Annotated in this window: 19 protein-coding genes and 2 pseudogenes; 10 read left to right on the top strand and 11 right to left on the bottom strand. The window is 68.1% G+C overall.

The genetic code is table 11. The features are described from left to right. Nucleotides 1-11: 11 nt before the first annotated feature. Nucleotides 12-476 carry an MSMEG_3727 family PQQ-associated protein gene (locus tag ABZ863_RS18260; RefSeq protein ID WP_358536844.1) on the bottom strand — a complete coding sequence of 155 codons (465 nt, stop codon included), beginning with the start codon at nucleotides 474-476 and terminating at the stop codon, nucleotides 12-14. Nucleotides 477-863: 387 nt separating this feature from the next. Here ABZ863_RS18260 and fdhA point away from each other — a divergent pair. Beyond that, a pseudogene (gene fdhA / locus ABZ863_RS18265) lies at nucleotides 864-2,079 on the top strand (formaldehyde dehydrogenase, glutathione-independent). Nucleotides 2,080-2,156: 77 nt separating this feature from the next. Here the strand turns inward: fdhA and ABZ863_RS18270 are convergent. Together ABZ863_RS18270 and ABZ863_RS18275 are read right to left on the bottom strand one after the other, a co-directional pair. Continuing rightward, nucleotides 2,157-2,561, bottom strand: a complete 405-nt coding sequence (locus tag ABZ863_RS18270) for a heme-binding protein (protein ID WP_358536847.1) — start codon at nucleotides 2,559-2,561, stop codon at nucleotides 2,157-2,159. 195 nt (nucleotides 2,562-2,756) lie between these two features. After that, nucleotides 2,757-3,923, bottom strand: coding sequence for a LytTR family transcriptional regulator DNA-binding domain-containing protein (locus tag ABZ863_RS18275; RefSeq protein ID WP_358536849.1), 1,167 nt, complete (start codon nucleotides 3,921-3,923; stop codon nucleotides 2,757-2,759). Nucleotides 3,924-4,548: 625 nt separating this feature from the next. Here ABZ863_RS18275 and ABZ863_RS18280 point away from each other — a divergent pair. Genes ABZ863_RS18280 through cbbX form a run of 3 tightly spaced genes read left to right on the top strand, consistent with a single transcriptional unit; the run spans nucleotide 4,549 to nucleotide 7,402 of the window. Continuing rightward, nucleotides 4,549-6,009, top strand: a complete 1,461-nt coding sequence (locus ABZ863_RS18280) for a form I ribulose bisphosphate carboxylase large subunit (protein ID WP_358536851.1) — start codon at nucleotides 4,549-4,551, stop codon at nucleotides 6,007-6,009. 2 nt (nucleotides 6,010-6,011) lie between these two features. After that, the gene (locus tag ABZ863_RS18285; RefSeq protein WP_358536854.1) at nucleotides 6,012-6,443 is read left to right on the top strand and encodes a ribulose bisphosphate carboxylase small subunit; all 432 of its coding nucleotides are present in this window, start codon (nucleotides 6,012-6,014) and stop codon (nucleotides 6,441-6,443) included. After that, entirely contained in the window at nucleotides 6,440-7,402 is a 963-nt protein-coding gene (gene cbbX, locus ABZ863_RS18290; protein ID WP_358536856.1) for a CbbX protein, read from the top strand. Before ABZ863_RS18285 ends, cbbX begins: the two co-directional genes overlap by 4 nt. Here cbbX and ABZ863_RS18295 read toward each other — a convergent pair whose 3' ends face one another. Both ABZ863_RS18295 and rpe read right to left on the bottom strand, forming a co-directional pair. Beyond that, nucleotides 7,403-8,350, bottom strand: coding sequence for a phosphoribulokinase (locus ABZ863_RS18295; RefSeq protein ID WP_358536858.1), 948 nt, complete (start codon nucleotides 8,348-8,350; stop codon nucleotides 7,403-7,405). Between the two features lie 46 nt (nucleotides 8,351-8,396). Beyond that, complete coding sequence (gene rpe, locus ABZ863_RS18300; RefSeq protein ID WP_358536861.1) at nucleotides 8,397-9,083, bottom strand: ribulose-phosphate 3-epimerase; 687 nt, start codon at nucleotides 9,081-9,083, stop codon at nucleotides 8,397-8,399. A 148-nt stretch (nucleotides 9,084-9,231) separates the two neighbouring features. Between rpe and ABZ863_RS18305 the strand changes: the two genes are divergently transcribed. Continuing rightward, nucleotides 9,232-9,894 carry a response regulator transcription factor gene (locus tag ABZ863_RS18305; RefSeq protein ID WP_358536863.1) on the top strand — a complete coding sequence of 221 codons (663 nt, stop codon included), beginning with the start codon at nucleotides 9,232-9,234 and terminating at the stop codon, nucleotides 9,892-9,894. Next, entirely contained in the window at nucleotides 9,891-11,099 is a 1,209-nt protein-coding gene (locus ABZ863_RS18310; RefSeq protein ID WP_358536865.1) for a GAF domain-containing protein, read from the top strand. The genes ABZ863_RS18305 and ABZ863_RS18310 overlap by 4 nt, the downstream gene beginning before the upstream one ends. Here ABZ863_RS18310 and ABZ863_RS18315 read toward each other — a convergent pair. Together ABZ863_RS18315 and ABZ863_RS18320 are read right to left on the bottom strand one after the other, a co-directional pair. Further along, complete coding sequence (locus ABZ863_RS18315; protein ID WP_358536867.1) at nucleotides 11,096-12,109, bottom strand: class I fructose-bisphosphate aldolase; 1,014 nt, start codon at nucleotides 12,107-12,109, stop codon at nucleotides 11,096-11,098. The genes ABZ863_RS18310 and ABZ863_RS18315 overlap by 4 nt on opposite strands. Nucleotides 12,110-12,140: 31 nt before the next feature. Beyond that, a complete protein-coding gene (locus tag ABZ863_RS18320; RefSeq protein ID WP_358536869.1) occupies nucleotides 12,141-13,064 on the bottom strand; it encodes a LysR family transcriptional regulator in 924 nt (307 codons plus the stop codon). Between the two features lie 26 nt (nucleotides 13,065-13,090). Between ABZ863_RS18320 and ABZ863_RS18325 the strand changes: the two genes are divergently transcribed. After that, nucleotides 13,091-13,282 (top strand): hypothetical protein, encoded by a 192-nt coding sequence (locus ABZ863_RS18325; protein ID WP_358536871.1) that lies wholly within the window; start codon nucleotides 13,091-13,093, stop codon nucleotides 13,280-13,282. 94 nt (nucleotides 13,283-13,376) lie between these two features. Here the strand turns inward: ABZ863_RS18325 and ABZ863_RS18330 are convergent, their stop codons facing one another. The 4 genes and pseudogenes from ABZ863_RS18330 to ABZ863_RS18345 form a co-directional block, all read right to left on the bottom strand. After that, nucleotides 13,377-13,910 (bottom strand): hypothetical protein, encoded by a 534-nt coding sequence (locus ABZ863_RS18330; protein WP_358536873.1) that lies wholly within the window; start codon nucleotides 13,908-13,910, stop codon nucleotides 13,377-13,379. After that, nucleotides 13,870-14,178 (bottom strand): putative ATP-grasp-modified RiPP, encoded by a 309-nt coding sequence (gene tgmA, locus ABZ863_RS18335; RefSeq protein WP_358536875.1) that lies wholly within the window; start codon nucleotides 14,176-14,178, stop codon nucleotides 13,870-13,872. The genes ABZ863_RS18330 and tgmA overlap by 41 nt, the downstream gene beginning before the upstream one ends. Then, nucleotides 14,162-14,632 (bottom strand): PPOX class F420-dependent oxidoreductase, encoded by a 471-nt coding sequence (locus tag ABZ863_RS18340; RefSeq protein ID WP_358537133.1) that lies wholly within the window; start codon nucleotides 14,630-14,632, stop codon nucleotides 14,162-14,164. Before ABZ863_RS18340 ends, tgmA begins: the two co-directional genes overlap by 17 nt. Beyond that, a pseudogene (locus ABZ863_RS18345) lies at nucleotides 14,627-15,499 on the bottom strand (NAD(P)-binding domain-containing protein); the annotation flags it as partial. The pseudogene ABZ863_RS18345 and the gene ABZ863_RS18340, both read right to left, overlap by 6 nt. Before the next feature lie 50 nt (nucleotides 15,500-15,549). Here ABZ863_RS18345 and ABZ863_RS18350 point away from each other — a divergent pair. The 3 genes from ABZ863_RS18350 (at nucleotide 15,550) to ABZ863_RS18360 (ending at nucleotide 17,106) form a co-directional block, all read left to right on the top strand. Beyond that, entirely contained in the window at nucleotides 15,550-15,957 is a 408-nt protein-coding gene (locus tag ABZ863_RS18350) for a MerR family transcriptional regulator (RefSeq protein ID WP_358536877.1), read from the top strand. A 103-nt stretch (nucleotides 15,958-16,060) separates the two neighbouring features. Further along, nucleotides 16,061-16,675 (top strand): cysteine hydrolase, encoded by a 615-nt coding sequence (locus ABZ863_RS18355; protein WP_358536883.1) that lies wholly within the window; start codon nucleotides 16,061-16,063, stop codon nucleotides 16,673-16,675. Nucleotides 16,676-16,725: 50 nt separating this feature from the next. Next, nucleotides 16,726-17,106: a hypothetical protein gene (locus ABZ863_RS18360; protein ID WP_358536885.1), complete on the top strand. Its 381-nt coding sequence runs from the start codon at nucleotides 16,726-16,728 to the stop codon at nucleotides 17,104-17,106. Nucleotides 17,107-17,114 lie beyond the last annotated feature (8 nt).

Raw genomic sequence — 17,114 nt, forward strand, 5'->3', positions numbered from 1 at the left:
CGGAGTCCTTTCTAGGGGCGCGGTTGCTCAGGCCGGTCCAGGCGGGCCTCCGGCGGGACGTCACCCAGCACGACTATCGCCCCGAACAACCCCCTGCCCTCGTCGTTGCCGACGTTGGAGCTGAACCAGTAGTAGCCAGGGCCATCGAGGTTGATAGTGGCCTTCCCCCGCGAGTAGACAGGCAACCAGATCCACCGGCTGTCACCATTACTCGGCAGGAGCGCGCAGTGGGTATTGGTGTCGTCGTTGAGAAGCTCCAACTCGAGATCACCACCATGCGGCATGACGAGAATGGAGGGATCCCAGATCAGCTGATCGGGCTCGATACGGATCTGGGCACGCATCTTCCCGTTGCGCCCCACCTCAGCATGCCCAAGGCCACCGTGGGTGAGCAGCCGACCGAGCGTAGCTTTGTTCTGCCTGTCCAAACCGATGTCGCTGATCAACGCGGACAGCTCACGCGTGACGGTCGCCATCGGCCTCACCTCCTCGTCCGATCTCCACCCCGAGGTACGTAATAGTGTTACCGAAGACCGAACTCGAAAAAGTTCGGCGACATTATTGCGGTAGTCGACGGAGAGCCTATTCGGCTCCAGCTGACGGTATCAACAAAGTTGTGCGGAACGGGAGCCCTCGGGCAACGAGCGGTGGGCACGTGGCAACCACCGGCCGGCGGAAGACGCTGAACCGAATCGGTGCCGTAGCCGTTGGTTGACGAACGGCTGCCGTTCGTCAACCACTTACTTCCGTTCCGCCCCCGTTCCTTGCCAGTGCGACCATGCGCGAAATAGCGTGCGACGCCAAACGTGCCCGCCGGGGATCGCGTCAGGCGCGGGCGACATCAACACGGCAGGAGGATTCCGATGCCAGCCAACCGCGTCGTTGTCTACAAAGGGCCGGGAGAAGTCGGGGTCGAGTCGATCGACTATCCCAAGCTCGAACTACCCGCTGACGTGGTGAAAGGCCTTGGCCTGCCGAAGAAGGCGCCACATGCCGCCATCCTGAAACTGGTCTCCACCAACATCTGCGGCAGCGACCAGCACATGGTGCGGGGCCGCACGACCGCGCCGGTGGGTCAGACACTCGGCCACGAGATCACCGGCGAGGTGGTGGAGGCCGGCGAGGACGTCCTGTTCGTCAAGCAGGGCGACATCTGCTCGGTGCCCTTCAACATCGCCTGCGGCCGCTGCCGGATGTGTCACGAGGGCAAGACCGGAGTCTGCCTCAACGTCAACCCGGCACGTGCGGGCGCGGCCTACGGCTACGTCGATATGGGCGGCTGGATCGGTGGCCAGGCCGAGTACGTCATGGTTCCCTACGCCGACTTCAACCTGCTCAAATTTCCTGACCGGGAGCAGGCACTGGAAAAGATTCTCGACCTGACAATGCTGTCGGACATCTTCCCGACCGGCTACCACGGCGCGTACACCGCGGGCGTCACCACCGGCTCGACGGTCTACGTCGCCGGCGCAGGTCCGGTGGGCCTCGCCGCGGCACACGCCGCGCAGCTGCTCGGCGCGTCCGTCGTGATCGTCGGCGACATGATTCCGGCACGGCTCGAGCAGGCACGCAGCTTCGGTTGTGAGACCATCGACCTGGGGGGGATCCGCCGCGCTGCCCGACATGATCGAGCAGATCGTCGGCGAGCCGGAGGTCGACGCGGCCGTGGATGCCGTCGGCTTCGAGGCGCGCGGGCACGGACGGGACGCCGGAGAGCAGCCGGCGACGGTGCTGAACGACGTCATGACCATCACCAGGGCCGGTGGATCACTGGGCATCCCCGGCCTCTATGTCACCGGCGATCCCGGCGGCGTCGACGAGAACGCCAAGATCGGTCAGTTGGGCGTCCGCATTGGACTCGGCTGGGCGAAGTCGCACTCGTTCACCACCGGCCAGTGTCCGGTCAAGCGATACAACCGGCTGCTGATGAACATGATCCTTGGCGGCAAGGCACAGATCGCCAAGGCCGTCAACGCCACGGTGCTCTCACTCGACGACGCGCCACGCGGGTACGCCGAGTTCGACAGCGGCGCGGCGAGGAAGTACGTCATCGACCCACATGGGATGGTCGCCGCATAGGCGAATCTCTGGACGGATGGCCGGGTCGCGCCAGGGAACGCGACCCGGCCGAGCACTGCGGCTGCCGAGAATGCTGGTTACGACAGGGCGCCGGCTCCGGCCGATGCGACAGCGTGGTCATTGTCGACCGTGCTCCCGCTGACACCGACAGCACCGATGACCTCACCATTCCGGTTGCGCAGTGGAACGCCCCCGGGGAAGGTGATCAGTCCACCGTTGGACACCTCGATGTTGTACAGCGGCCCACCAGGTTGGGAGAGCTTGCCGATCTCCCCGGTTTCCATGTCGAAGAATCGCGCCGTACGTGCCTTCTTGGCGGAAATGTCAATGCTGCCCAGCCAGGCGCCGTCCTCGCGCACGAACGCCTTCAGGTTCCCGCCCGAGTCCACCACCGTGATGTCCATCAACGTGCCCAGTTCCCGCGATTTCTTCATTGCTGCTTCTACGACGGCCTCCGCCTCTGACAGCGTGATGTCCGGCATGTCGTTCGCTCCCTCCTGAGTTGCTGGCGGGCACCGGCATGATCGCCGTCACGAGCCGACGCCCCCAGGGCACGGGCCGTTCCACGATGACCGGTTCAGGCTGGTCAGGGCAACCGATGAACGACTAATGGCGCGCATTCCGGCACGAACGGATGGCCGTCGGCAACGAAAGGCCATGCTGGGGGAAAGCGCCCTTTAGACACCGAGAAGCCTCCGTATCTCCGGAGTGTGCCTGCGCGAGACAGGGATGAACTCCGGCGCGCGAGGGTCCGTGATCAGTAACAGTTCACCCTTGATCCCGCGCTCCATTTCCGCGATCCGGCGCAGGTTGACCAGAAACCGACGGTGCACTCGGCGAAAGCCACAGGGGCTCAGCTCACGTTCCATGTTGTCGAGCCCGCGCGTAGCCGCTTGCACCTTCCCGCGATCGGTACTCAGCCAGACCGTGTTGCGATCGGCTTCGGCATACCGGATCTCCGCGGGGGCGAGCACGACGATCCGTTCGTTACGAACACCGATGACGCGTTGCGGCACCGGCGAGGCGCTGATCTCGCCGGATTGCTCGCGGTATTCCTCACCGTCCTGTGAGCCGAACTCACAGAGCATGCCGACCAGGCGATTGGCGGCGAGGATGGGCTGGAAACCCAGCGGTACGATCGCGTCTCCGCCTGTCACGAGACGACCCCAGCCTGTCCACTGAGGACGGCCGAGTGACCGCTGCGCCGCCCACCGCACCAACCCGGCGAGCTCCGGTATGTCGGGTGTCCACCGGTCTGCCAGATCGACCATCGGCGCCGCCTGCGGCAGGCCGAGTACCGACTGAGCGACCTCATCCGCGATGACGACCCTTCCGCCGAGGTCGAGCGCGACCAGAGCCCCGCTGGTGCGGCTGCCGGCGTCGGTGAGCCGCTGGACGATGAACTCGGCTTCCCGGACCGCGCGGTGCTTGATCTCGGACTCCACGCCGGCGGCCGTCGTCTCCAGCCACGAGGTCACCTGCTCTGGGATCTCGGCGCGCCAGCGGGAGACGTTGAGCATCGCGACGGGCGAGCCCGTGACCACGTCGCGGATCGCGACGCCTGCGCAGGCCCACTGGTGAAAGCCTTCGCACCAGTGTTCGGGTCCGCTGACCCTGATGGGACCGTCGACCTCGAGCGCCGTGCCCATTCCGTTGGTGCCCGCGGTCCGCTCGACCCACACCGACCAGGGAGCGAGGTTGTTCTCCTCAGCACGGGCCCGCACGGCGGGATCACCCCACGACCCGAGGACACGGCCCGCACCGTCGGTCACCGCGACGATGGCGTCCTGCCGTTCCAGTCGCTGCCCGGCCACGGCGGCGATCCCACCCAGCTCGGTCAGCAAGACGTCCTGATCCAGCCTGTGATCGGTGCTGTCAGAGGCTGCCGGCGCAGCCTGGAGAGTGGGATCGACAGCGTATGTGTCACGGCATCTGTACCAGGAGGCCAGGATCTCCGGCCGCACGGACCGCACTAGTGGATCCTGCACTGTCGGATCGCCCGTCGCGAAACGCTCCCACGCGCGGGCTACGGCGCGATCGTCCGACCGCACTCCGTTTCCGGTTGGTTTTCCAGTTTTCCGCGTCCGACGACTCGCAGTAGTCACGGGCGGGTCCGTCATCCGACCTCCTTGTCGTTGGACGTCGCTCTCGACCGCGCCGGAACTCGAACGGTGAGCTCACCTGAAACGCTATCGCTTCAGGGTAGCCAGCTCAACCACCGGGAACGGGCAACGGCACGAGGTATGAACCCATTCGGCCTATAGCTGCTGGTAGACGCATTCGAGACCCGGGTCGGCGGACGACAGTGGCGTTCACGCCCGCCGACGTGAAGTCTCTTGTGGACATTTTCCGCCCTCGCTTCACCATCAACCTTTCGCTCAACTTTCGCGCAGAACTCTTGCTGGTGCGCAACAGTGTCCGGCGCTCACGATGGTGAGGTACTGCCTGTAACGAAGCGGAGGAACTGCCATGACCGCCAACGGCGACCGCACCCAACGTTGGGGCGCCGGCGTGATTCCCTACGCCGAGATGGGCTACTGGCAGCCCGACTACGAACCGAAACCGACCGACGTACTGGCCGCGTTCCGGGTCACGCCCCAGGAGGGGGTACCACCGGAGGAAGCGGGTGCCGCGGTCGCTGGCGAGTCGTCCACTGCGACCTGGACGGTCGTGTGGACCGACCGGCTCACCTCGTATGACCGCTACCAGGGCAAGTGTTACCGGGTGGAGGCCGTGCCAGGCAGCAACGGCGGTCACGGCTCCTACCTGGCCTACATCGCCTACGAACTCGACCTGTTCGAGGAAGGATCGGTCGCCAACCTGACCTCCTCGGTGATCGGCAACGTGTTCGGTTTCAAGGCACTGAAAGCGTTGCGCTTGGAGGACATGCGGATCCCGCCGCACTACATCAAGACCTTCCAGGGCCCCGCGCACGGCATCGTGACCGAACGGGAGTACCTCAGCAAGTACGGCAGGCCCCTGCTGGGCGCGACGGTGAAACCCAAGCTGGGGCTGTCCGCGCGCAACTACGGCCGGGTGGTGTTCGAGGCACTGCGTGGCGGGCTGGACTTCACCAAGGACGACGAGAACATCAACTCCCAGCCGTTCATGCGGTGGCGCGACCGGTTCCTGTCCTGCATGGAGGCGGTCAACCGGGCGCAGGCGGAGACCGGTGAGATCAAAGGCCACTACCTGAACGTCACCGCGGCGACGATGGAGGACATGTACGAGCGGGCCGAGTTCGCCAAGGAACTCGGGAGCGTCATCGTCATGATCGACCTGACCGTCGGCTACACGGCCATCCAGTCGATGGCGAAATGGGCCCGGCGCAACGGCGTCATCCTGCACCTGCACCGCGCCGGTCACTCCACCTACACCCGGCAGAAGAACCACGGCGTGAACTTCCGTGTGATCGCCAAATGGATGCGGCTGGCAGGCGTCGACCACCTCCACGCCGGAACGGTCGTCGGCAAGCTGGAAGGCGACCCGAACTCGGTCGCCGGGTACTACGACACCCTGCGCCTGAACACGGTCGCGCCCGATCCCGCCAAGGGCCTGTACTTCGAGCAGGACTGGGCGTCCACGCCCGGCGTCATGCCGGTCGCATCGGGTGGGATCCATGCCGGCCAGATGCACCAGCTGCTGCACCACCTCGGCGAGGACGTCGTGCTGCAGTTCGGCGGCGGCACCATCGGCCATCCCATGGGCATCGCGGCCGGAGCGACCGCCAACCGTGTCGCGCTAGAGGCGATGATCAAAGCACGCAACGAAGGTCGCGACTACCTGGCCGAGGGCACGGATATCCTGCGGGCCGCGGCAAAACACAGCAGGGAACTCGACGTGGCACTGTCCACATGGGGCGATGTCACCTTCGACTACGCCTCGACCGACACACCCGACGTGGTGGTAACCCCGCTGGGGGTGAGCTGATCATGCGTATCACCCAAGGAACTTTCTCCTATCTGCCCGACCTGACCGACGAAGAGATCACCAAACAGGTTCAGTACGCATTGGACTCCGGCTGGGCCTTGTCGGTCGAGTTCACCGACGACCCGCACCCGCGCAACCATTACTGGGACATGTGGGGCCTGCCCATGTTCGATCTGCACGACGCGGCCGGGGTGCTCTACGAGGTCAACGAATGCCGGCGGGCTTACCCGGACTGTTACATCCGGGTCACCGCATTCGACGCCGGGTACGGCAGGCAGACGATCGCCCTGTCGTTCCTGGTGAACCGGCCCGCCGCCGAGCCGGGGTTCCGGCTGGACCGGCACGAGGGCAGCGACCGGCGGATCGGCTATGCACTGCACCCGTATGCGGCCGACCGGCCCGCCGGTGAACGCTACGGAGGCACCGGAACATGACCGGCTCGCAGCGCCCCGGCTTCGACATGCGCGGGCCTGCACCGGCGGCGGAAGACGGGCCCGCAGCCGAGGCACCGCCGCCGCTGGGCAGTGACGACACGGTCGACCTTGCTGCCGAACGCAAGGCGACCGACATCGACGCGGTGCTGGACATGCTCGACCGGGAGCTCGTCGGGCTGGCGCAGGTGAAGACCCGCATCCGGGAGATCGCAGCACTTCTGCTGGTCGACCGGATGCGGGCGCGGTTCGGCCTGAGCGCGTCCAGACCGAACCTGCACATGTCGTTCACCGGCAGCCCCGGGACGGGCAAGACCACGGTGGCGATGCGGATGGCGGACCTGTTGCACCGCCTCGGCTATCTCGAGCGAGGCCACCTCGTCGCCGTCACCCGGGACGATCTCGTCGGCCAGTACATCGGGCACACGGCGCCGAAAACGAAGGAGGTACTCAAGCGCGCGATGGGTGGAGTGCTGTTCATCGACGAGGCGTATCACCTGCATCGCACCGACAACGAGCGAGACTACGGCCAAGAGGCGATCGAGATCCTGCTGCAGGTCATGGAGAACCAGCGGGACGAGATCGTGGTGATCCTGGCAGGCTACCGCGACCGGATGGAGCAGTTCTTCGGCTCCAACCCCGGCTTCAGCTCGCGCATCGCGCACCACATCGACTTCCCCGACTACGACATCGACGAGCTGATGGCGATCGCGACACTGCTGCTGGAGCGGGAGAGCTTCCGGTTTTCCGAGCAGGCCGAGCAGACGTTTCGTGACTACCTCGAACGCCGTACCCGGCAACCGAGGTTCGCCAACGCACGCAGCGTCCGTAACGCGCTCGAACGCGCGCGCCTGCGGCAGGCGAACCGCCTACTGTCCGCCGAAGGGCGCCGCTGGGGCCGCGACGACCTGATGCGTTTCGAGCCGGAGGACTTCCTGGCCAGCCGGGTGTTCGCCTCATAGTCACCGGGCCGCGCCCAGCATGTGGTACAGCAACAGGAGCTGCGTGATGGCGAGTGGCTCGCTGCGCTGACCGTTGCCCAGGTCGCCCAACAGCTCCGGCGGGTCCCCTGCCTCGACGCCCAGCCGCGACCAGATCGCCTTACGCACCAGCCGGCTCTCCTCCGCGGGTGCGTATCCGTGGATGTGCAATGCGTCGACCGGTCGCCCGTCGACGTCCCGGCGCATGCGCAGGTGGATTGCCCGCCGCTCGCTGTCGTCGAGTACCGCGGACAGGTCCGGGTGCCGGATGGTCGGCCGCAGCAGCAACTCCGCGGACAGCGGCGTGCCGGGCGGGTCCTGGCGGGTCGGTATCGGCGCGAACCGCAGGACGAGGTCGGCGAACTCCCGTTGCGGGCGGATATGGGCGGCGGACTCGGGCTCCCTGCGTGCGAGCTCGGCCAGCACCTGGTCGGCGGTGTAGCCGCGTTTCTCCGTGTCCCGCTTGACCTTCCATCCTCGGCGGATCTCCTCGGGCGGGTCGAGATAGATCGTGATGTCGAAGCAGGCCCTGGTGAGCTTGGTGTGCAACGGAAGCAGCCCTTCGACAAGGACGAACTCGCGTGGTTCGACCAGCTCGGGGCGGGTCAGCCTGCCGGTGTCGTGATCGTAGACCGGTTTGAGGACGGGCTGTCCGGTGGCGAGCAACTGCAGGTGCTGCTCCATGATCTGCACGTAGTTGCAGTCCGGGTGCAGCGCCGTGAACGGCAGTGTCTTGCGCTCCTCCCGGTCGTAGCGGTGGTAGTCGTCGACACAGACGGCGGTGACCCGGTCGGGTCCCAGTGCGGTCGCGATCCCGGCCGTGAGCGTCGTCTTGCCCGCTGCGCTGTCTCCCGCGATGGCGATCATCACGGGACGACGGCTCGCCTGCTGTTCGGCGTAACGCTGCAGCATGATCAGCTTGGTTGGCATGTCGTTGCGCACCTCCGAATCCGGGTGGCCGTGCAGCCGGCCTCTGTTATGCCGCCCGCCCCATGCCGGCGTCGGCCACCATGGCCAGCCTGCGAAGCTCGGCGATTTCCGTGGTAAAGCTCGTGCGTTGTGTGAACAGGGCGCTGCCGGCACAGAACGTCGTGGCGCCCGCGCGCGCCGCGCCGGTGATGGTCGTTCGGCCGATACCGCCGTCCACCTCGAGTTCGATCTCCCGCTCTGTCGTCGCGAGGAAGGCCCGCGCCGAGGAGATCTTGGGCTCCATCGAGGACAGATAGCACTGCCCGCCGAAGCCGGGGTCGACGGTCATCACCAGCACGAGATCCACCAGATCGAGCACGTTGCTGATCGCGCACAGCGGGGTCGCCGGGTTCAGCGCCACCCCCGCGCGGGCCCCGAGGTCGCGCACGCGCGCCAGGGTGCGATGCAGGTGCCGGCACGCCTCCACGTGGACGATGACCAGGCCGCACCCGGCTTCGACCCAGCGCGGCAACATCCGGTCGGGCTCCTCGACCATCAGATGGGCCTCGAACTCCAGCTGCACCTCGGCACGCGCGGCGGCGATGATGTCCGGCCCCATCGTCAGGTTCGGCACGAAACGCCCGTCCATGACATCCCACTGAATCCGGTCGGCACCGGCGTCCTGCAGAGCGCGGCACTCCGTGCCGAGGCGGGCGAAGTTCGCCGGCAGCACCGAGGGAACGATCCGTGGCATCCCTGGCCTCCTCGAAGCTCGCTGAGAAAACCGACCGTATGCGCCGTGCGCGCCGTACCCATCCCACGCGCAGGGGGTTGGCCGGGGGATTCGCCGTGGACCGGCCTCGGCAGGCCACGCACCGGCGGAAAATGCGTACCCTGCGCTCATGCAGACCCGGCCGCTGCGTCTGGTGCTCGTCGATGATCACGAGATGGTTCTCGAGGGGCTCAAAGCGCTGCTCGCCCGGTTCCGTGGCCGGGTCCGCGTCGTCGGGCAGGCCATCGGCGCGGACGAGGCGGAACCGCTGGTGTCGTCGCTGGACCCGGACATCGTCGTGACCGACGTGCGGTTACGCGGCTCCGCCAGCGGCCTCGATCTGTGCCAGCGGCTGGTGGCAGCCGACCCGAAACGGCGGGTGGTGTTGCTCAGCGCCTACGACGATGAGCAGTACCTGTTCCAGGCGGTACGTGCCGGCGCGGCGGGGTACCTGCTCAAGTCCATCGACAGCGAGAGCCTGGTCCGGCAGCTGGAGCTCGCCGCGGCGGGTCAGACGGTGGTGGATCCGAGCATGGCCGGCCGCGCGGTCTCGTCCGCGGCACGCCTGCAGGCAGGCGAGTTCTGGCCGGGCGCCCATCTCGGCCTGACCCAGCGGGAGAGCGAGGTGCTCGGCCACCTGGTCGCCGGGCTGTCCAACCGGGCGATCGCGGCGCGGCTGGTGCTCGGTGAGGAGACCGTCAAGACCCATGTGCGGGCGATCTTCCGCAAGCTGGGCGTCGGCGACAGGGCCGGCGCGGTGGCATTCGCGCTGCGGGAAGGGATTTTCCAATGACCGGGCTCGGCCTTGCGGACCCGGCGCGGGAGAACGCGCTGCTCGTCGGCATCATCGACGCGATCTCGGCGGGCCCCGAGCTGGAACTGCTCGCGGCGCGGGTCGCCGACCTCATCGTCGCCGCGACCTCGACGGACGTGTGTTTCGTGCACGTGCTCGACGACACCGACCGGTCGCTGACACTGGCCGGCGCCACCCCGCCGTTCGACTCGCAGGTCGGGCGCGTGCGGCTGCAGCTCGGTGAGGGCGTGGCGGGCTGGACTGCGAGCAGGCGGGAACCGGTCGTCATCGTGGCGAACAAGGACGACGACCCGCGCTACCGGTACTTCCCGCAGCTGCGCGGTGAGGACTACACGTCGCTGGTGTCGGTGCCCATGGCGAGCAGGCCGGGCGGGCTGGCCGGGGTGCTCAACGTGCACACGCACGCGCGTCGCGAGTTCACCGAGCGGGACGTCCGGCTGCTCACCTCGATCGGCACCCTGCTCGCCGGCGCGATCCACCAGGCGAGGACACATCGCCGGCTGGCCGCGCGCGAACGTGCGCACGAACGGTTCACCGAGCAGGTGATCGCGGCGCAGGAGGCCGAGCGGCAGCGGCTGGCAGCCGACATTCACGACGGCATCACGCAGCGCCTGGTGAGCCTGCGGTTCCATTTGAACGCGGCGAGTGACGCGCTGGCCGATCCCGGCCCGGACGGCACCGGGTTCGCCGCCACGCAGCTGAACCGGGCCCGCGAGCTGGCCGACCTCACGCTCGATGAGACACGGGCGGCGATCAGCGGCCTGCGCCCGCCGGTACTCGACGATCTCGGCCTTGCCGACAGCCTGACGAGCCTGGCGCGTTCCATCCCTGGACTCGACGTCGTGCTCGACGTCGACCAGTGCGAACTGCCCGAACATGCCGAAATCGCGATCTACCGCATCGCGCAGGAGGCACTGCAGAACGTGCTGAAACACGCAGGCACCCGTGACGCCGGCCTGAGCCTGCACCACGCAGGCAACGACGTGGTGCTGCAGGTCAGTGACGCCGGTTGCGGTTTCGACCGCAACGGCAGGTCATCGGGCGGCGACCCCGCCGCGGGTGGCTACGGCATGACCAGCATGGCCGAGCGCGCGGAGCTGATCGGCGGCCGCCTCGAAGTGGAGTCCCGGCCAGGCGCCGGCACGAGGGTGATCGCCCGCGTGCCGAGGGAGAGCCCGCGCTAGTCCCCCGCGCGCACGAGCGGCCCGCGGTCGGTCAGTACCGCGGTGTTGTGGCCGATCCGGCTCGCCAGTGCCCACTGCCCCGCCGCCACCTGGTCCGGGCGACCTGCCCAGGCCGCAAGCGCCGGGGCCACCAGCGCCCGCCCGAACGAGAAGGTGACCGGCCATGGGGTCGGCAGGCGGCGGATGGCGGCGAGGTTGGCGGTCGCCGTGGCGGGGCGCTGCCCACCGGACAGGAACGCCACCCCGGCAACGTCGGGCGGCACGACGGTCTGCAGGGTCCCGACGGTGGCTCTGGCTACCTCATCGGGTTCGGCGACGTCACCGGAATCCGCGCCCGGCAGCACCATGTTCGGTTTGAGCACGATGCCGTCCAGCCGCACTCCGAACGCGCGAAGCTCGGCGAACACGTCGGCCAGTGTCAGCGCCGTGGCCGCCGCGCAGTGGCTGATGGGGTGCGGGCCGTCCATGAGCACCTCCGGTTCGACGATCGGTACCAGCCCCGCCGCCTGGCACAGGCGCGCATAGCGTGCGAGGGCATGTGCGTTGGCATGGCGGGCGCGCCGGCTCGGCAGGCCATCGCCGATCACGATGACCGCCCGCCACTTCGCGAAGCGTGCGCCCAGTTCCGCGAACCGGTCGAGCCGTCCGCCCAGCCCGTCCAAGCCCTCGGTGACCTTCTCGACCATGCTGCCCGCCAGTGGCGTCGTTCCGGTGTCTACTTTGATCCCCGGAAGAACACCCATATCCGCGAGGGCTTGAGGGAACGGGCGACCGTCCGAAAGCGACTGTCCAAACGTCTCCTCGCACAGGATGACCCCGCTGATCCCGTCGGCAAGGCCGGGTGTGGTCACCAACAGTTCCCGGTAGGCTCGCCGGTTCTCCCCCGTCGCGGGCACCCCGGCCACCACCAGGCGCCTTGACATGGTGGCGACGCTCTCGTCGGCGGCGAGGATTCCGTGGCCCGGCGCCATCATGGTGGCTGCCGTGGTCGCCGGATCGGTGGTGTTCATGTGCGACAACCGTAGGCGCGAGGCGTGCCGGTCAGCTCCCCCGGCGGGTGGAACGGGCGGGGGAACTTCGCGGCCTGCGCCAGCGCGGCTCGCTGTTCGCGCCGCTGGCCAGCAGGTGCTCGACGAACAGGGCGACGGTTGCCGACACCTGCCGGTGGGTCACTACATGCCACGGGCGGGACAGCGGGGTTGCCGGTAGCGGCACCGGCACGAGTTCACCGTCCGCGAGCTGGCGGGTGATCGCGTCGCGGGACACGAGTGTGACTCCGAGCCCGGCCACCGCTCCGGCCACGACGGCACCGTTGGAGCCGAGCGTGAGCCGGGGCGGCTCCACCTCCATCGCCGACAACAACGCCTCGCAGGCCGCCCGCGTCCCCGATCCGGTCTCACGGAGCAGCCAGGTGGTGTCCTCGGTGTCGAAGTCCGCTGCAACCGGCGGCGCCGCCACCGCCAGCAGTTCGTTGTCCCGCATCGCCTGTACGACGATGCCGCCCAGCCACTGCGGGGGCCGCCCTGCGATCACCACATCGGTCTCATGGGTGTCCAGCAGTGCCCAGACCTGCTCGCTCGCCGCGACATCCAGGCGGAGCTGGACATCCGGGTACTGGGAGCGGAATCCGGCGAGCGCGGTGGGAAGCACGTGGTCGGCGGCCGTGGTCACCGCGGCCAGCCGGATCCGGCCGCGGTTCGGGTCGATGTCACCGCGGGCCGCCGCAACGGCCTCGTCGTGCAGGCCGAGGATGGTCCGCGCGTATCCGGCGAACGTGTGCCCGGCGGGAGTCAGCCGCAGACCCCGGCCCTCGCGTTCGACGAGCGGCACGCCGACGTCCTTGGTCAGCGCGCCGACCGCCGCGGACACCGCCGACTCGGTCAGCACAAGCCGCTGCGCCGCCGCACGTACCGAGCCGGTCTCGGCCACCGCGACCAGCGCCCGAAGCCGCGCTGTCGTCGTCATTGAGCCACCTCCGCCTCCTCCGGCGCATGTACGGCAGCACCGACATCATGGCTGCGGAGCGGCCGCAGAGCGAGCTACCTGCCGACTTTCCTGCTGAGATCGTGCTCGGCGACTACGGAAGCGGGCAGCAGGTCACCGAGCGGGAGCTGCCGAGTACGCGGACCTTCGTGTCCACCCACGCCGCGGTCACCGCGCCAGCACATCCGAACCGGGCATGATCGACAAAACCCAGGCACTGCACCACCAGGCCCACGAAGCGTGTTTCATCGCCAACTCGGTCACTTTCCCGGTCCGGCACATGTCAATGGGCAACTAACGGAACTGCCGGCTGAGCGCTGCCTGCCAGGTGTGGTCGCTGCCGGCCTGGTCGAACCACACCGTGTGAGTCTCGGGCGTGACCGTGAGTCCGAAGGAGTCCCAGCCGGGTCGGCCGAGGTCGGTCCACGTGTGGTGCGCGTGCTCGACGAGACTCCAGAGGCGGCGCGGTCCGCCTTCGGCGACCGCGTGGCGTCCGTCCTGGCTGACGAGGGTGATCTCGGCCCAGGAGCCGTCCGGGGTGGCGATCCAGGACGCGGTTGGCGCGGTCTGAGAGTGGGCGGGGATCGCGCCGCCCTCGGGAATGGTGTAGCCATAGGCGATATCGCCGCCGAGGTCGAACGAGGCGAGGAACCAGAACAGCAGCGACGTCCACGGGGTATTCGGATCCAGACCGGTCGTGCGGTACTCGGCCTGATGGTGGTCCCGCCCGACGCGGAACCCGGCCGGGTTGCTGCCCTGTGTGGCGGAGGTCCATGAACGCCGCCCCTCACGACTCTTCCAAGCCCCAGTTCTCCTCCGGGCCCTCATCGCCGTCGGTGGAGGACTTGGTCTTCGAGTCCTTGCCCATCGTCTCGACCAGCGGGCGGCCGTGCTCGTCGACAGCGACCTGCGGCGCGGTGCAGTAGCGGAACTCCCGCCGCACCGGCGTCGCTGCGGCGGCCGCGCCGCGCAGCCCGAACGGGCGGGTCGCCTCGGGGCTGGGCTGGTGGGCGGTGGCGGGCTGGCGCACCAGGTAGCGCAAGGCCGCCGACGATAGCGGGCTGGCGTCCGGATCGGGCTCAGCGGATCTCGGCACCGTACACATGGTCGACGGTCATCGTCATCAGCACCCTGCGGTCGGACACCATCACCGACCGGTACTCATCCCAGTCCGGGTGTTCTCCGGCGGCGAGCCGGTAGTAGTCCACCAGCGCCTCGACCTCGGGGCCATGGGGGTCCGTCCCCGGGCCGGTGAGGGTCACCGTGCCCTCGGCGGTGGCCCACGCCCAGCCGTCAGGGCTGGTGACCTCCAGCGTGGCTCGCGGGTCCCGCCGGAGGTTCACCGTCTTGGCTCGTCCCTCGGTCATCGACACGTAGATGACGCTGGCTTCCCTGCGGTAGAAGGGCGTGACGGGCGAGAGCTGCGGGCGACCGTCCGATTTGATCGTCGCGAGCACGCCGAGCCGGCTTTCCGCCAGCAGCGTGTGCGGGTCGAACGGTGCGCTGGTCACGACCGCTCCTGAAGACGGCGTGCGGAACTGGTCGATCATCACCGCGTAACCGTCGCCACCGCGCCCCTCGGCCACGGCGCGGTCGGCCAGTGCCTTGATGAACCTGGGAAGTTCCGTGTTGACACCGAGGAACTCGCTTTCGTGGATGAGGTGTTCCATCGCGGCCAGGTGCGTGTCGAGGGTGGAGTCGAGCGCCGGGTAGGCGTTGTCGTCGATCTGCTGCGCGTAGCCGGTCAACCAGCCGGTCACGGTATCGATCCCCGTCTTCGCGAGCGGCGCGAACGACGCGGCGCCCACCCCGGCCGCACCGAGCACCGCGGCGCCGTGCAGGAACCCGTTCAGGATGCTCCACATCAGACCCAGCACGGCCATTTCGTGCAGCGCCGACAGGCCGTGATCGCCGCCGAGATACATTTCCGTGCCGAGTTTCCGCAGCGCGGACTCGTGTCGGTCGAAGACCGACCGCGGGCCGCTGTAGAGAATGGCGGCGTCCGCCGTCCCGATGCCCTGAGGGATGGCCATGATCGTGCCGTCGAGGTAGTCGATGCCCCGTTGCGCCGCCCACTCGGCGGTTTCCCTGGCCGCCTGCGAGTTGCCCGAGGTCAGGTTCACCAGCGTCCGGCCTTCGAGGACATCGCCCAGCGTGTCGAGCAGCTCGCCCACAGCGTCGTAGTCCGAGACGCAGACCACCACAAGCGGGCTGGCCGCCACGGCGTCGGCTACGGAGTCGGCGAGTGTCGCCCCCTGCGCGACAAGGTGTTCCGCCTTCGCTGCCGTGCGGTTCCACACGGTCGTGGGGTGCCCGCCGCGCAGGAACGCGCCGGCCAGCGCCTGGCCCATCAGGCCAAGGCCCAGGACCGTCACGGGCTTGTGCGTCGTGTGATCGTTCGAGGTGGGGTTGGTCATGGCAGAATCCTCAACCTTCACATCGATATGAAGGTCAAGGAGGAAGGCGCATGCTGATCGGGGAGCTGAGCCGGCGGACCGGAGTCAACACGCATCAACTGCGGTACTACGAGGCCCAGGGCCTGCTCGAACCAAGGCGCGCCGCCAACGGCTACCGCGAGTACACCGACGATGCCGTCCTGACCGTGACCCAGATCAGGAAGCTGCTCGACGCGGGGCTCTCGACCCAGGACATCGAGTACCTGCTGCCCTGCGCCACCGGCGCGGGCCCCGACCTCGAACCCTGCCCCGAACTTCTGGACACCTTGCGAGCACGGCTGCATGGAATGGACCAGCACATCACCACGCTCGTCCGCACCCGCCAGGCCCTGCATGCCTACATCGACGCCACCGAACAGCGTGTGTCACCACAGCCCCAGGACAGCGGTGTGGCCGCGTTGGAGCCCGCACCAGCGTGATCACCGGTGTGCTTTCCCGCACTCGGCCCGCACCCTCGCCGGCGACTTTTGCGGCGCGTTCAAGCAGGTGGACGGCCATCGGTATTTCGGGCACTGTGTGGGCATGACGATCAGTTCCGGGCGTGCAGCCGTTCTGGGCTTGCACTGGCAGGTCAACGTTATTAAGCCGGAAGGGTTCTTCGGGCAGATGCTCAGTGAACCGGTCGCCCGCAGCGGCGTGGTGGGGCGTGCGGTTCGTTTTCATGAAGCGGCCAGCGCGGCGGGAGCACCGGTTTTCTTCACCTGCTTCACGATCCCCGAGGGTGAGGGCGCGCTGGTGCGCAACACCGGCTTCATGCAGGCCGTCGGTGAGGCGCAGGAGGCGTTCCGCCCGGACGCACCAGGCAGCCGGCTGATCCCGGAAATGGCCGACGGCGCGCACACCATCGACAACCAGAAGTTGTCTGGTCTCGCCGGCAACGATCTGCCCGCCCTGCTCACCGAACGCGGCATCGACACAGTGTTCCTGACCGGGGTGGCCACGAATCTCACCGTCGAGCAGACCGCGCGCCACGCCACCGATCTCGGGTTGACCGTGCACGTGGTCAGTGACTGCGTGACCGCGGCCGACGACGCCGTGCATGCCGCCTCGCTGGCGAATCTCGAGCTCACCACCGCCGGTTCCCTTACCGCACAAGAAGTACTGGCCCGGCTGGCCGACAACCACGCAGCTCGGTGAGGATGCCCGAGCACCGGTTCGAGTAGTCCACTTCGGACAGATCTCCTCCGGTGAAGGCGCGGTGTTCGGCGATCCCCCTCGGCCGGGCGCCGCGCCAGCACCCAAGGTCAGTCGTTTGTGTTCAGGCCAGCAGGGACTTTCGACCCGCAGCCGCAACGGATTCCGCGCGTAAGGCGCTTGTGGACTCCCTCGCCGAGGCCGGCCTCGACCCCAAGGCCGGCACCGCGCCCATGCGCCGTGATCTGGAAGACGCGACCCAGGTGCTGCTGGGCCGCGCCCAGGACGCCGGAGCGGTGCGACCCGATGTCGAGCTGCCGGAGGTGATCGCGCTGATCACCGCGTTGTGCCTGGCCGCCGACCGCCAGCAGTGGAACGAGACCCTGCGCATACGCACGCTCGATGTCGTGTTCGACGGCTTCCGGGTTCGCTGAGACCACGG

The sequence above is a fragment of the Saccharomonospora sp. NPDC046836 genome (assembly GCF_040645195.1).
Lineage (GTDB): Bacteria > Actinomycetota > Actinomycetes > Mycobacteriales > Pseudonocardiaceae > Prauserella_A.

Bases quoted from the DNA above. Each gene is read 5' to 3' on its own strand.
- ABZ863_RS18320 (WP_358536869.1), bottom strand. From the start codon at position 13,064: ATGACGACGACAGCGCGGCTTCGGGCGCTGGTCGCGGTGGCCGAGACC.
- ABZ863_RS18350 (WP_358536877.1), top strand. From the start codon at position 15,550: ATGCTGATCGGGGAGCTGAGCCGGCGGACCGGAGTCAACACGCATCAA.
- ABZ863_RS18280 (WP_358536851.1), top strand. From the start codon at position 4,549: ATGACCGCCAACGGCGACCGCACCCAACGTTGGGGCGCCGGCGTGATT.
- ABZ863_RS18315 (WP_358536867.1), bottom strand. From the start codon at position 12,109: ATGAACACCACCGATCCGGCGACCACGGCAGCCACCATGATGGCGCCG.
- cbbX (WP_358536856.1), top strand. From the start codon at position 6,440: ATGACCGGCTCGCAGCGCCCCGGCTTCGACATGCGCGGGCCTGCACCG.
- ABZ863_RS18260 (WP_358536844.1), bottom strand. From the start codon at position 476: ATGGCGACCGTCACGCGTGAGCTGTCCGCGTTGATCAGCGACATCGGT.
- ABZ863_RS18355 (WP_358536883.1), top strand. From the start codon at position 16,061: ATGACGATCAGTTCCGGGCGTGCAGCCGTTCTGGGCTTGCACTGGCAG.
- ABZ863_RS18310 (WP_358536865.1), top strand. From the start codon at position 9,891: ATGACCGGGCTCGGCCTTGCGGACCCGGCGCGGGAGAACGCGCTGCTC.
- ABZ863_RS18305 (WP_358536863.1), top strand. From the start codon at position 9,232: ATGCAGACCCGGCCGCTGCGTCTGGTGCTCGTCGATGATCACGAGATG.
- ABZ863_RS18285 (WP_358536854.1), top strand. From the start codon at position 6,012: ATGCGTATCACCCAAGGAACTTTCTCCTATCTGCCCGACCTGACCGAC.
- ABZ863_RS18325 (WP_358536871.1), top strand. From the start codon at position 13,091: ATGTACGGCAGCACCGACATCATGGCTGCGGAGCGGCCGCAGAGCGAG.
- rpe (WP_358536861.1), bottom strand. From the start codon at position 9,083: ATGCCACGGATCGTTCCCTCGGTGCTGCCGGCGAACTTCGCCCGCCTC.
- ABZ863_RS18270 (WP_358536847.1), bottom strand. From the start codon at position 2,561: ATGCCGGACATCACGCTGTCAGAGGCGGAGGCCGTCGTAGAAGCAGCA.
- ABZ863_RS18295 (WP_358536858.1), bottom strand. From the start codon at position 8,350: ATGCCAACCAAGCTGATCATGCTGCAGCGTTACGCCGAACAGCAGGCG.
- ABZ863_RS18340 (WP_358537133.1), bottom strand. From the start codon at position 14,632: ATGATCGACCAGTTCCGCACGCCGTCTTCAGGAGCGGTCGTGACCAGC.
- ABZ863_RS18330 (WP_358536873.1), bottom strand. From the start codon at position 13,910: ATGAGGGCCCGGAGGAGAACTGGGGCTTGGAAGAGTCGTGAGGGGCGG.